The 13,460-nt window shown below is 73.0% G+C and carries 10 protein-coding genes; 5 read left to right on the top strand and 5 right to left on the bottom strand.

The window, feature by feature from the left end; translation table 11 throughout:
• Nucleotides 1-163: 163 nt before the first annotated feature.
• Nucleotides 164-637 (bottom strand): DUF3499 domain-containing protein, encoded by a 474-nt coding sequence (locus tag OOK38_RS17230; protein ID WP_266759448.1) that lies wholly within the window; start codon nucleotides 635-637, stop codon nucleotides 164-166.
• Between the two features lie 260 nt (nucleotides 638-897).
• On the opposite strand from OOK38_RS17230, the gene OOK38_RS17225 reads away from it, so the two are divergent.
• The gene (locus tag OOK38_RS17225; protein ID WP_266765713.1) at nucleotides 898-1,347 is read left to right on the top strand and encodes a metallopeptidase family protein; all 450 of its coding nucleotides are present in this window, start codon (nucleotides 898-900) and stop codon (nucleotides 1,345-1,347) included.
• A 68-nt stretch (nucleotides 1,348-1,415) separates the two neighbouring features.
• Here OOK38_RS17225 and OOK38_RS17220 read toward each other — a convergent pair whose 3' ends face one another.
• The 3 genes from OOK38_RS17220 to OOK38_RS17210 all read right to left on the bottom strand — a co-directional run bounded on the left by OOK38_RS17220 (nucleotide 1,416) and on the right by OOK38_RS17210 (nucleotide 7,105).
• The gene (locus OOK38_RS17220; protein ID WP_266759450.1) at nucleotides 1,416-2,915 is read right to left on the bottom strand and encodes a DUF5719 family protein; all 1,500 of its coding nucleotides are present in this window, start codon (nucleotides 2,913-2,915) and stop codon (nucleotides 1,416-1,418) included.
• Nucleotides 2,912-6,610 (bottom strand): glycosyltransferase, encoded by a 3,699-nt coding sequence (locus OOK38_RS17215; RefSeq protein WP_266759451.1) that lies wholly within the window; start codon nucleotides 6,608-6,610, stop codon nucleotides 2,912-2,914. Before OOK38_RS17215 ends, OOK38_RS17220 begins: the two co-directional genes overlap by 4 nt.
• 231 nt (nucleotides 6,611-6,841) lie before the next feature.
• On the bottom strand, nucleotides 6,842-7,105 hold the full coding sequence (locus tag OOK38_RS17210) for a WhiB family transcriptional regulator (protein ID WP_003975777.1): 264 nt from the start codon (nucleotides 7,103-7,105) through the stop codon (nucleotides 6,842-6,844).
• A 732-nt stretch (nucleotides 7,106-7,837) separates the two neighbouring features.
• Here OOK38_RS17210 and OOK38_RS17205 point away from each other — a divergent pair.
• The 4 genes from OOK38_RS17205 (at nucleotide 7,838) to OOK38_RS17190 (ending at nucleotide 11,946) form a co-directional block, all read left to right on the top strand.
• Complete coding sequence (locus OOK38_RS17205; protein ID WP_266759453.1) at nucleotides 7,838-8,326, top strand: cysteine dioxygenase family protein; 489 nt, start codon at nucleotides 7,838-7,840, stop codon at nucleotides 8,324-8,326.
• 88 nt (nucleotides 8,327-8,414) lie between these two features.
• Entirely contained in the window at nucleotides 8,415-9,398 is a 984-nt protein-coding gene (gene cofD, locus OOK38_RS17200; RefSeq protein WP_266759455.1) for a 2-phospho-L-lactate transferase, read from the top strand.
• Nucleotides 9,399-9,403: 5 nt separating this feature from the next.
• Nucleotides 9,404-10,747: a coenzyme F420-0:L-glutamate ligase gene (locus OOK38_RS17195; RefSeq protein ID WP_266765714.1), complete on the top strand. Its 1,344-nt coding sequence runs from the start codon at nucleotides 9,404-9,406 to the stop codon at nucleotides 10,745-10,747.
• Between the two features lie 173 nt (nucleotides 10,748-10,920).
• On the top strand, nucleotides 10,921-11,946 hold the full coding sequence (locus OOK38_RS17190; protein ID WP_266759457.1) for a DNA-3-methyladenine glycosylase: 1,026 nt from the start codon (nucleotides 10,921-10,923) through the stop codon (nucleotides 11,944-11,946).
• Nucleotides 11,947-12,270: 324 nt separating this feature from the next.
• On the opposite strand, the gene OOK38_RS17185 is transcribed toward OOK38_RS17190, so the two are convergent.
• Nucleotides 12,271-13,353: an NDP-sugar synthase gene (locus OOK38_RS17185; protein ID WP_266759459.1), complete on the bottom strand. Its 1,083-nt coding sequence runs from the start codon at nucleotides 13,351-13,353 to the stop codon at nucleotides 12,271-12,273.
• Between the last annotated feature and the right edge of the window lie 107 nt (nucleotides 13,354-13,460).

Below are 13,460 nucleotides of genomic sequence, written 5' to 3'. Positions count from 1 at the left end.
CGGGCGGGCCGGGAAGCCGCGGGCCGCAGGGCCGGGAAGCCGCGAACCGGGGGCGCGACGCCGGAGGCCGGTCGACGGGCTCACGGAGAGGGGGCGGGCCGCCGAAGGGGAACGGGGTGCGGAGAGGAGAAGAGAACGGGTGCGGTCGCGCGTGGAGCGGTGCTCAGTTGTCGGGCGAGCGCAGGATCCGCAGGTGGCCGCGGCGCGCGACCTCCATGGGGTCCGCCGAGCGGGCGCTGCCGGACTCCGCCGCGCGCTGCTGCGGACGGGCCGCCTCGCGCACCGCGTTCGCCAGCGCCTCGAGATCGTCGCCGCTGGGGCGCGAGGGACCGGAGGTGTCGGCGAGCCGGACGACCTCCCAGCCGCGCGGCGCGGTGAGGCGCTCGGAGTGCTCGGCGCACAGGTCGTAGCAGTGGGGTTCGGCGTAGGTGGCGAGCGGGCCGAGGACCGCGGTCGAGTCGGCGTAGACGTACGTCAGCGTCGCGACGGCGGGACGGCCGCAAGCGGTGCGCGAACAGCGACGTACAGGGCTCACGACGTTGGACGGTACCGCACTCTTGAGCGGGCCGCGACGACTCTCCCCCAGGTCACCCCACCGTGTCGTGCTGTGAGACGCCCCACACCGCTCTCCGGCCATCAGGCCCTGACCTGGGGCGAGATCACGGGCCGGAATGCCGAACAGACCTGGATCCGGTCACTACTTGGTGCGAACCATGTCAATTGCCATGTCAAAGACGGTCTTGGAAGGATACGGAATCGAGCCCAAGCTTGGCTGGAATGGTCATCGGGCGACATCCGGAACGGATTCGGAACCGGGGGATCTCCGTCCCCCGCCCCTCGGCGACGGCCGCGTGGGGCCGGGCGGCCGGGCCGGGCGGGGACTACTCTTCGTCAGTGATGGACAACCCCGTACCGCCCCGCGCCGCAGCAGCCGGTCCCCGCCGTCGTGACCGCCATGGCAGGGGCATGCGCGGCCCCGTGGCGCCGCCCCAGGTGCCGCTCGCGGCGAGCCGTTCCGAAGTGTTCGCGGATCTGGTGCAGGACTCCGTGGAGCGGCTGGAGCGACGCTGGCCACAGCTCGCGGACATCGACTTCATGGTCCTCGAGGTCCCCCGCCTGGAGGGCTCGGGCGAGGGGTGGAGCGACGAGGCGGTGCCCCTGGGCGGCACCATCGCGGCGCGCGAGGGACATCCCGCGCGCGTGGTCGTGTACCGCCGCCCGGTCGAGATCCGCACCAAGGGCCGCGACGAGCGCGCCGCCCTGGTGCACGAGGTCGTCGTGGAACAGGTCGCGGAACTGCTGGGTCTGACACCGGAGACGGTGGATCCGCGGTACGGCGAGGACTGAGGACGGACCGGGCCCCGCGGGCCCGGACCGTCCGGCCGGATGACCGGTGCCGGATCACCGGTGCCGGATCACTGCTTGAGCAGCACCGAGAGGTCCTGTGCCGCTTCCGGCACCGCGACCGTGCCGCGGTCGTCCGGGAGGGTCTGGACGGTGAAGCCGGGAACGCCGTCCTGTGTCGACGCGAGCATCCGGGAGGCGTAGACCGGGCCTCCGGAGACCGGCTCGACGGTGAGGGCGTACGTGCCCTTGAGGCCGCTCGGGACGGGCGCCTCGACATTCTGGGTGGTCCCGCCCTTGATGGTGAACGTCTTCGTCACGGCCTTACCGCCCTCGGAGCCCGCGGACGCGGTGACCTTGATCTTGGCCCCCTCGCCGGGGGCGGTCACGGCGAGCGTGGAGCCCTTGGCGCTGTTGTCGGCGGCCGTCGCGCGCGCGGAGACCGGGGCGGTGGCCGGAATGAACGCGGTCTCCTGCTTGTCGCCCTTGCCGCGCACGACCCGCAGGGCCGCGACGACCGGCACGGACGAGCTGGTGGGGGTGAGCACCAGGGAGCCCGCTTCGCCGCGGGTGACGTCCCCGAGGTCGGTGGCGGCGGTCATACCGGCCTTCACGTGCAGCGTCTCGCTCCCCGCCGGGGTGATCAGCCCGGTGGGCGAGGCGAGGCGCACCTTCAGGTCGGCGTCCGTGTCGCCGGGTGTGAAGGCGACCAGGCGCACGGAGGTCGCGTCCTTGGGGATGCCCGGCAGGACGAGGGTTCCGGCGGGGTCCGTGGAGGCGGCCAGCCAGTCGCCGCCGATCTTGTCGTCCAGTGCCTGCACGGCGGCTCCCACGCGACCGCTGCGGACCGTCACGTGCACGGTCAGGTTGGTCTGCGGATCGCCGGCCAGTGTGCTCAGCAGGATCGGCTCGCTGGCGTGCGGCTGGACCGTGATCCCGTCGGCCACCGAGGACTTGAGCTTGCCGTCCTTGCCGTACAGATCGATGTCGACGACGGCCGCGGAGTCGTCGGGGTTGGTCAGGTGCACATAGTCGCTGCGGTCCTCGGCGGTGCTGGCGCCCGGGAACCAGAACTCGGTGTCGGGGGCGGTGCAGTTGGTGCCGAGCAGGCCGCGCCCGGTGCCCACGGCGACGTCCGTGGTCTCCTGAACCGTCCAGCCGGGCGCGAACTTGCCCTCGGCGGTGCCGACGAGGGCGGGTGTCTGCGCGCCCGAGGTGTCGCCGGTCGCGGGCTTGCCGGGCTCCTTGGGACGGACGACGGGCTTGGCGGCCTTGCCGCCGGTCTTCTTGCCGTCGGTGCTGTCGTCCGACTCCGCGGTGGCGGCCTGGAGTTCGGCCTTGCCGCGGTCGCCGGCGCCCTCCGCGACGGGCGTGAACGACGTGTACGCGGTGTCGGCGATGTCGGAGGTGCTCGGCTGCGGGCAGAGCAGGCTGGTGCGCTCCACGGGCAGCCGCGCGGCCGTCCTGGTCGTGTCGTCGCCGGAGGCGTCCGGCGTCTTGAGGGTCGCGAATCCGGTGACGGCGGCGAGCGCGGTCGCGCCGGCGATCAGGGACAGGGTGGTGCGGTTCACTGCTGGCTCCCGTCGGGGCGCTCACTGTCGGTGCCGTGCGGGGGCCGCGTGGGGTCGTACGCCGGGTCGTAGCGCTGGTCGCCCGTTTCGTAGCCCTGGCCCCGGGCGTCGAAGGCCTGGCCGTTCGCGTCGTAGCCCTGGCCGTACGTCTGGTCGTACGCCGTCGTGCCTCCGTAGGCGTACGGGTCGTACTGGCCGCCCTGGTAGGGGTCGGCCTGGTACGGCTGCTCGTAGGTGCCCGCCGGGTACTGCTGCCGGCCCTCGTACTGCTCTTCGCCGTACGTGCCGTACTCGGCGCCCGCGTAGCTCGGGCTGTCCCATTCGCCGTACGCCTGCTGGTGGGGGACGGCGGCGGCCGGGAACTCCTCGTCCGCGGGCGACTCGCCGTCGAGGTCCTCGGCCGACTGCTCGGCCTCGGCCTCCGCCTCGGCCTGAGCGCGCAGACGGCGGGCGCGGCGGCCGTCGCCCGTGACGTCCTGGGCGGGCACGGCCTCCTCCTCGGGGAGGTCGTCGTCCACGTCCCGGCGCCGCCCGGGCAGGGCGAGCACGACGAGGACGAGGGCGAGCCCGCCCTGGGCCCACAGCCACGCGGTGTGGCTCAGCGGGGCGTCGAAGGTGACGTCCAGCCTGCCGCCGCCGGAGGGCAGTTCGAAGCCCTGGGCCCAGCCGTCGACCGTGGTGCGGGTGAGCGGCTTGCCGTCGAGGGTCGCCGTCCACCCCGCGTCGGCGCTGTCGGCGAGACGCAGGACGCGGCCGTCGGCTCCGGCGGGGACGGTGGTGTGCACCTCGACGGGTCCGGCGGCGATGGACTCCGGGTCACCGGAGGCGGGGACGATGGCGGCCCGCGCGACCTGCTGGTCGACGCGCCACAGGGCGCTGCCGTCCCGCTGGCTCAGCCGGGTCAGGCCAGGGGTGGCGTCCAGGACACGGCTCACCTCGCGGGGCGCGCCCTTGCGGACCAGGACGTAACGCACGGCGAAGCCGCCGAGTTCGTCGGCTTGGTCGGCGCCGGAGCCCGCCACGAGGTTGGCGACGACCTTGTCGAGTTTCTTGTTCTCGCCGCTCGCCGAAGCCAGTTCGGCGTCGCCGAGACGGGCGCCGGAACCGCGGACGAGGACATAGCCGACCTTGGCAGCCGAGCGGCTGTCGAGGACGAGGGTGCGGGCCTGGTCACGGGTGCCGCTCTCCTCGGCGACGAACGCGGGCACCTGTACCGGGTCGCGGCGTTCCAGGGGTCCGTCGGCGCCGCGGATGATCCACCCGGCGGCGACGAGCAGCGGGCCCGCGGCGCAGGCGAAGGCGATGAGCGCGGCCACCGGCTGGCGCCAGCCGAAGCTCTGCTCGGCCACACGCGCGCGTGCCCCGTCGGCGCCGACGGCCGCGGCGGCCAGCAGCGCGAGGCCGTAGACGAGGGTCGCGGGTCCGGCCCAGGTGGAGCTGTTGGACAGGACCGCGAAGACGAGTGCCACGACGGCGACGGCCCAGGCGGTCCAGATCCCCGCCTGGCGCTCGGTGCGCGTCAGGGCGGCCAGCGCGGCGAGCACGACGCCGAAGAGCATCAGTCCGCTGACGGTGCCCGGGCCGCCGGGGCTGGCGCCGAGCAGGTCGAGCGCGGAGGCCGCGCCGCTGCCGTACTCCAGGCCGGCTTCCTTGAAGAAGCCGAACGGCAGCAGGGTCAGCGACCAGGGGGCGAGGACCAGCAGCGGGGTGCCGAGCTGGGCCAGGAAGCGCAGCCCGTAGGCGGGGATCTCCCTGCGGCGTACGACGAGGAGTGCGATGCCGAGGACCAGCGCGATGGGCCACACGATCGGCGTGAACGCCGTGGTGAACGTCAGCAGCAGTGCGTACGCCCAGGTCGCGCGCCAGCTGCCGCGCGCCTTGGAGGCGTGCGCGAGACCGCTCGCCGCGATGCCCGCGCGCGCGGTGAGCGGCAGCAGGATCGCGAGGACGGCCGTACCGATGCGGCCGCCCGCGAGCGCGCCGGTGGCGGCGGGCAGGAAGGCGTACGCGACGGATGCCCAGGCGCGCAGCAGGCGCGACTCGACGAGGGGGCGCGAGGCGAAGTAGGCGGCGAAGCCGGCCAGCGGCACGGATCCCACGAGGAGCACGGTGACCGCGAGCCCGGTGGAACCGAGGAGCACGGAGGCCGGCAGGGCGAGGAGCGCGAGGTAGGGCGGGGCGGACCGGGTGTCGCCCGCGCCGACCGGATGCCAGCCGTCCAGGTAGCGCGCCCACAGCTCGGAGGCGTCGGAGGGCGCGGGCAGCAGGGCGCCGCCCGCGAGGGCCCCGCCGCCGAGCAGGTCGCGGCAGGCGAGGAGGGAGACGAACAGGAGCACCAGGAAGAGCATCGGGCCGGGGTTGCGCGCGATGCGCTTGATCCGGGCGAACTGCTCGATCTGCAGGAAGTCGCCGTCGTCGTCGCCCGGTCCGGACTCGACGGCGCCTCCGTGCCGTCCCGCGCCCGTGACGAGCTCGGTGTCGGAGCGGTTCACCATATTGCCGGCGACCTGTTCGACGGTGGCCCGCAGAGTGGCGCCCGGCGGCGGGAACAGGGCCCGCAGCTCGCCCTTGTCGACCTGCGGTCGGCCGCGCCTGCGCCGCCCGGCGATGATCCGCTCGGGGCGCAGCAGGGTGCCCAGGAGACCGCGGATCTCGTCGACGGCCTGTCCGGGGACCTTGCCCACGAGGTAGGCGACGGTGCGCAGCAGGGTGCCGAGCACGAGCCGGATCAGGATCCAGGGGAGCTGCGCGGTGCGCGCGTTGACAAGGAGGGTGTAGACGGCGCCCGCTTTGTCGACCTTGTGCGGGGACGCGGAGGTGCGGCCCACGCAGTCGACGGTGCGGCGCTCGCGGGAGGCGGCCTCGGCGTGCCGTACGACGGCTTCCGGGGCGACGAGGACACGGCGGCCGGCGGCCTGGGCGCGCCAGCACAGGTCGACGTCGTCACGCATCAGGGGCAGTCGGCGGTCGAAGCCGCCGAGCTCCTCGAAGACGTCGCGCCGGATCAGCATTCCGGCGGTGGACACGGACAGGACGGGGTGGACGTGGTCGTGCTGGCCCTGGTCCTGCTCGCGGCGGTCCAGGCCGGTCCAGCGGCGGCCCGAGTTGGCGATGGTGACGCCGACCTCGAGGAGCTGCCTGCGGTCGTACCAGCCGCGGAGCTTGGGGCCGACGACGGCCACGTCGTGGCCGAGCTCCTGCTCGTTCTCCACGACCCTCAGCAGGTGTGCCAAGGCGTCGGGTTCCGGGGCGCTGTCGTCGTGCAGCAGCCAGAGCCACTGCACGGGCTCGCCGTGCGGGAGGTCCGGCATGTCGTAGGCGTCGTCGCGCCAGCTGCGCGTGACGGGGTCCCAGCCGCTCGGACGCTTGAGGTACGGCAGGTCGTCGGGGGTCAGCACACCGGCGGTGCGGGACACCTCCTCGACGGCCTGGCCGAAGCCGGTGCGCCGCGCCAGGTGCAGCACGTGGTCGGCGCCGAGCGCTTCGGTGAGCAGCTCGGCGGAGTCGTCCGCGCTGCCGGTGTCGGCGGCCACCGCGTTCTGCACGGGGCGTTCCTGGCCGAGCAGCCCGGCGAGCGCCTCGGGCAGCCAGCGGGCGCCGTCATGGGAGACGAGCACCGCGGTCACCACGTGGCGCGGGAACTCAGGGGCGGCAGCGGCGTCGTGACGGGCTGCCGAATGGCTGTGCACGGACATCGAGGTACGGGCCCCGGTTCGATGGACTGCGGTGGACGTCTGTGTCCGGCGGGGACAGCGGGACGTCTCGGACGAGGGCCCACACTAACGGCTGGGCAAGACGGCGGCCCGCCGCCTGTGGATAACCCACATGCGACGGGCCGTTCGTTACGTAAGTGTGTGTGCCGTTTGTTCGGCGGCACCCACGTGTGCGGACGACTGTTCCGCGTCCGTTTTCCTGTGCGACTGATTTCAGACAGCGGCCTTCTTCAGACGACGCCGCTCCCGCTCGGACAGACCGCCCCAGATGCCGAACCGCTCGTCGTTGGCGAGCGCGTATTCGAGGCACTCGGAGCGGACCTCACAGGCGAGGCAGACCTTCTTGGCCTCGCGGGTGGAGCCGCCCTTCTCGGGGAAGAAGGACTCGGGGTCGGTCTGGGCGCACAGCGCGCGCTCCTGCCAGCCGAGTTCCTCGTCCGCGTCGTCGACCAGCAGTTGCTGCACCAGCTCGGTCATGTGCGCCCCTCGTCTGTCTTTCGCGTCCCCGTGATGCTGCCGTTACCGATTTCGGCTGAACGACACGAGTGAAATTACAAGTGTGCCGATCCGGGCCAGTCAAGCCGAGATCTGCTATTGGGCCCCTTATTCACTCTGCGGAACCAAGGCTATGCGGAAAGTGTTCAAATCGTCATAAACCCTGACAGCCCAAGAGGTCCAGGTCAGACGCCCGCCTCCTCGCAGGGGAGGACGTCCAGGAGTTCGATCTCGTTCCGACGCGGGCTCCGAAGCGAATCTGATCACATTTGGATCACGGGGCCGCGGCGAGGTTTGTTCACCCGGTTGTGCGCCATGTGTCCGGGGAGGCTCCTGAACAAACCTTTCGCCTGCCAGATGAACCGGATGAGGTGAAACATCTCCCACATAGCGGACATGAAGTTGACAGTGGGGGTATGAACCGGTGTCCTTGTGGGCATGCTCGTGAACTTGGCACTCACCTCGACCCGCACCGCCGGGTCCCACGGTGCTGCCCACGTTCGCTGTAGCTGTTGTTGCTGTTCCAGCTGTTGAGCCTCACCACGCTCCGGCTGCCTCGCCGCCACTGAGGCGAATCCCCGCCCCGCACCGGGGCGACCGCCCGTACCAGGGCTCCTCTCCCCGCCCGTGACCCGGACGGAATCCCCGCTCGTGACCCGGGCGGAAATGGCCAGCGACACCCCAGCACTCTCCCGCCGAGGAACCACCGCATCCATGAACAGCGACAGCGACCTCCAGATCGCCGGCGACATCCTCGAAGTCCCGCACCTGCTCCAGCCGCCGCGCGAACACCCCGCCACCGTGGCCGAGTTCGTCGGCCTGGCGCGCTCGATCGCCGCCGACCGGTCCCAGTGGGAGCACCTCGTCCGGTACGACGCCGCCTCACGCTGGTACCACCGGCTGCGCACGGGGCCCGGCTATGAGGTGTGGCTCCTGTCCTGGGTGCCCGGACAGGGCAGCGGGCTGCACGACCACGGCGGCTCCTCCGGCGTGCTGACCGTCCTCGACGGCGCGCTGACCGAACGCACCGAGCGCGGCACACGCGCCCTGGGCTCCGGCGCGCAGCGTGTGTTCGCGCCCGGTTACATCCACGAAGTCGTCAACGACTCGCTCGAGCCGGCCGTCAGTCTGCACGTCTACTACCCGGGTCTCACCGAGATGCCGATGCACGCGGCGCGTTGCGCGGTGGCCGAAACCGTGTGACACGTTCGCGCCGGGGCGCGGACCCGCCGTCCCGGAGGTCCCGCAACCGGCTGACGCGTTGTCGTACCCGCCTGCGAGACTGAACCCCATGCGCATTGTGGTTCTGGCAGGCGGTATCGGTGGTGCACGGTTCCTGCGTGGTCTCCAGCGGGCCGTGCCGGACGCGGACATCACGGTCATCGGCAACACCGGCGACGACATCCACCTCTTCGGGCTGAAGGTCTGCCCGGACCTCGACACGGTGATGTACACGCTCGGCGGCGGTATCAACGAGGAGCAGGGCTGGGGGCGGGCCGACGAGACCTTCCGTCTGAAGGAGGAGCTCGCGGCGTACGGGGTCGGACCCGAGTGGTTCGGGCTCGGCGACCGCGACTTCGCGACGCACATCGTGCGGACACAGATGCTGAGCGCGGGCTATCCGCTCAGCGCCGTCACCGAGGCCCTGTGCGACCGGTGGAAGCCGGGCGTGCGTCTCATCCCCATGTCCGACGACCGCGTCGAGACCCATGTCGCCGTCACGCTGCCGGAAGGCGACCCGGCCGGGGCCGCCGGCGAGCGCAAGGCGATCCACTTCCAGGAGTACTGGGTGCGGCTGCGGGCCTCCGTGCCCGCCGAGGCGATCGTCCCGGTCGGCGCCGAGCAGGCGAAGCCCGCCCCGGGCGTGCTCGAAGCCATCGCCGAGGCGGACGTCATCCTCTTCCCGCCGTCCAACCCCGTCGTCTCCGTCGGCACCATCCTCGCCGTGCCCGGCATCAGGGAGGCCATCGCCGAGGCGGGCGTGCCCGTCGTCGGCCTCTCCCCCATCGTCGGCGACGCGCCGGTGCGCGGCATGGCCGACAAGGTGCTCGCCGCCGTGGGCGTCGAGTCCACCGCCGCCGCGGTCGCCGAGCACTACGGCTCGGGTCTCCTCGACGGCTGGCTCGTCGACACGGTGGACGCCTCGTGCGTCGAGCGCGTCGAGGCCGCCGGCATCCGGTGCCGGGCCGTACCGCTGATGATGTCCGACCTCGACGCCACGGCGCGGATGGCGCGTGAGGCGCTGACGCTGGCGGAGGAGGTACGGACACCGTGAACACCGTGGACGCCTCGGCGCCCTCCGGCGGGGCGCGCCCGGAGCGGCACGCGGGCGCGGGCTACCGGGTCCGCGCGCTGGACGGGCTGCCCGAGGTCCGCCCGGGGGACGACCTGGCGAAGCTCATCGCCGCGGCCGGGCCCGGGCTCGTCGACGGGGACGTACTCCTCGTCACCTCCAAGATCGTGTCGAAGGCTGAGGGCCGGATCGTCGAGGCCACCGACCGCGAGGCCGCCATCGACGCCGAGACCGTGCGGGTCGTGGCACGGCGCGGCCCGCTGCGCATCGTCGAGAACCGGCAGGGTCTGGTGATGGCCGCCGCCGGGGTCGACGCCTCCAACACCCCCGCAGGGACCGTGCTGTTGCTGCCCGAGGACCCCGACGCCTCCGCGCGCGCGATCCGCGAGGGGCTGCGGGACACCCTCGGGGTCGACGTCGGCGTCGTGATCACGGACACGTTCGGGCGGCCCTGGCGCACCGGGCTCACCGATGTCGCCATCGGCGCCGCGGGCGTCCATGTGCTGGACGATCTGCGCGGCGGGACCGACGCGCACGGCAATCCGCTCGGCGCGACCGTCGTCGCCACGGCCGACGAGCTCGCCGCCGCCGGTGACCTGGTCAAGGGCAAGGCCTCCGGGCTGCCCGTCGCCGTCGTGCGCGGGCTCGCCCACCTGGTGACCGAGGACGACGGCGACGGCGCGCGGGCGATGGTGCGTGACGCGCGCGACGACATGTTCCGGCTGGGCACCTCGGAGGCCGTACGGGAGGCGGTGACCCAGCGGCGTACCGTACGGGCCTTCACCGACGAGCCCGTCGACCCCGGTGCCGTACGCCGTGCGGTCGCCGCGGCGGTGACCGCACCGGCGCCGCACCACACCACGCCCTGGCGGTTCGTGCTCCTGGAGTCCGAGGAGTCGCGGACGCGGCTGCTCGACGCCATGCGGGACGCGTGGATCGCGGATCTGCGGGGTGACGGGAAGAGCGAGGAGTCCATCGCCAAGCGGGTCCGCCGGGGTGACGTGCTGCGCAAGGCGCCGTATCTGGTGGTGCCCTGTCTGGTGATGGACGGGTCGCACAGCTACGGGGACGCGCGGCGGGACGGCGCCGAGCGCGAGATGTTCGTGGTCGCCACCGGGGCGGGCGTGCAGAACCTCCTGGTCGCGCTGGCCGGGGAGCGGCTCGGGTCCGCGTGGGTGTCGTCGACGATGTTCTGCCGTGATGTCGTGCGCGAGGTGCTGGAGCTGCCGGAGGGCTGGGACCCGATGGGGGCCGTTGCCGTCGGGCACGCGGCGGAGGAGCCCAGGGCCAGGCCGGAGCGGGACGCCGCCGCCTTCATCGAGGTGCGCTGACCGGTTGTGGCGCCGCTCCGTCCGGTACGGCGCTGACCGGTTGAGGCGCCGCTCCGTCCGGTACGGCGCGGCGTGGCTCGTCCCGGGGCGGCCGGCCGAGCCGTTCGATGCCGTAGGCGGGGGTGGAGCGCCTACTCTCGTAAAGCACCCCGAGTACCTCTAGGACCTCATCCGTGGCTGGACGTTTCGCTCCCCGGCCGACGCGTACGACCGTGCGCGGCGGGCATGTCGTGGTGCCCGGAGGGGCGCCCGGCGGCGTTCCGGGCGGAGTGCCCCGTCAGACGGCCGAGCCCGGACGCGCCCGTGCCTGGACGCCCGAAGGACCGCTCGATCTGGGGCTCGTGCTCGGGCCGCTGCGGCGCGGACCGGGTGATCCGACGTTCAGGACGACACCCGACGGCTCCGTGTGGCGGGTCAGCCGTACGCCCGCCGGGCCCGGGACACTTCGGGTCGCGCTGCGCGGCGGGGTGGTCCGGGGCGAGGCCTGGGGGCCGGGAGCCGAGTGGATGCTCGACCGGCTGCCCGAACTGCTCGGCGCCGCGGACGATCCCGACGCCTTCGAACCACGGCACCGGCTCGTCGCGCTCGCCCGGCATCGGCGGCCCGGCCTGCGGCTGCTGCGGACCGGGCTGGTGATGGAGTCGCTGATCCCGTCCGTCCTCGAGCAGAAGGTCACCACCGACGAGGCGTACCGCGCGTGGCGGTTGCTCGTCCGGAAGTTCGGGGAGCCCGCGCCGGGGCCCGCGCCCGAGCGGATGTACGTCATGCCGGCGCCGCGGACGTGGGCCCTGATCCCGTCCTGGGAGTGGCACCGGGCCGGGGTCGACGACAAGCGGGCCTCCACGATTCTGCGGGCCGTGCGGGTCGCCGCGCGGCTGGAGGAGGCGGTGGGGCTCGATCCCGTGCGGGCGCAGGAGCGGCTGGAGCTGGTGTCCGGGATCGGGCCGTGGACGTCCGCGGAAGTCGTGCAGCGCAGTCATGGTGCGGCGGATTCCGTGACCGTGGGGGATCTTCATCTGCCGGGGATCGTCGGGTACGCGCTGGCGGGGGACCGGGACGCGGACGACTCCGCCATGCTGGAGTTGCTGGAGCCCTATGCCGGGCAGCGGCATCGGGCCGCCCGGCTGATTCTGCTGGCCGGGCGTACGCCGCCGCGGCGTACGCCGAAGATGCCTCGCGGGGACATCGGGCGGCTGTAGGGCGGCTGGCCTCCACCGTCTCCGCCGGTCTTCCCACAGCGCCCGGCTTCCGGGCCCGTGCTCCGCCGGGCTCCGGGCAGGTGTGGCTTCCGTGCGTGGGCGCCCGTGGCGAACATTCTCTTCCGCCCCGGCAAGTCTTCGCCCCCTCCGCCCCTGCCCGTCCCGTCCCTGGGGCTCCGCCCCAGACCCCGCTCCTCAAACACCGGAGGGGCTGAAACTTTCCCCGGAGCCGAAAAGTGCGCCGGAGGGGCTGAAGCTTGCCGCACAGCCGAAGAGTGCCGGAGGGGCTGAAACTTGCCCCTCCGGCGTTTCAGGGCGGGGCTTCTACTGGTCCGACGAGAAGCGCAGTGTGCCGCCCGGGATGCGGGCGTCGCACCAGACGCGGACTCCCTCGCGGAGTTCGTTGTCGGGGCCGACGACCGCGCCGTCGCCGATGACCGCGCCGGTGAGGATCGTGCGCTCGCCGATCCGGGCGCCGACGCCGACGAAGGAGTCGGTGACGACCGCGCCGGGTTCGACGACGGCTCCGGCGAGGACGGTGCTGCCGGTGATCCGGGCGCCCTCGCCGATGCGGGCGCCCTCGCCGACCACCGTGCCGCCGGTGAGCTTGGCGTCGGGCGCCACCGTCGCCGCGGGCAGGACCAGGCGGTCACCGCAGCGGCCGGGAACGGCCGGGGACGGGGCGCGGCCGAGGACGAGGTCGGCGGAGCCGCGGACGAAGGCCTGCGGGGTGCCCAGGTCCAGCCAGTAGGTGGAGTCCACCATGCCCTGGAGGTGGGCACCGGTGGCCAGGAGGTCCGGGAAGGTCTCGCGCTCGACCGAGACCGGACGGCCGGCGGGGATCGTGTCGATGACCGAGCGGCGGAAGACGTACGCCCCCGCGTTGATCTGGTCGGTGACGATCTCCTCGGGGGTCTGCGGCTTTTCGAGGAAGGCCGTGACACGCCCGGTGGAGTCGGTGGGCACCAGCCCGAACGCGCGGGGGTCCTCCACCCGGGTGAGGTGGAGGGAGACGTCCGCGCCCGTCGTCTCGTGGGTCGCCACCAGGGCCGGGATGTCCAGGCCGGTGAGGATGTCGCCGTTGAAGATCAGGACCGGGTCGTCGGGCCCCGAGTGCAGCCGGGACGCGACATTGCGGATGGCGCCGCCCGTGCCGAGCGGCTCCTCCTCGGTGACGTACTCGAGGTGGAGGCCCAGTGAGGAGCCGTCACCGAAGTACGGCTCGAAGACCTCGGCGAGGTAGGACGTCGCCAGCACGATGTGCTCGACGCCCGCCGCGCGCGCCCGCGCCAGCTGGTGCGTGAGGAAGGGGACCCCGGCCGCCGGAACCATCGGCTTGGGCGTGTGCACCGTGAGGGGGCGCAGCCGGGTGCCTCTGCCGCCGACCAGGAGGATCGCTTCTGTCACCTGTCGTCTCTGCTTCCTGCCGGGACCGGCCGAACTTTCTTTCGGCCGGCCAGTGTATGCAGACCGTTCGATGGCGCCTTCGATGGCCGTGCGGTGTCCTTCGACGG

It is taken from the genome of Streptomyces sp. NBC_00568 (assembly GCF_026341855.1).
Lineage (GTDB): Bacteria > Actinomycetota > Actinomycetes > Streptomycetales > Streptomycetaceae > Streptomyces.
The sequence above is the reverse complement of the archived record's forward strand: the minus strand, read 5'-3'. Positions and strand labels throughout refer to the sequence as shown.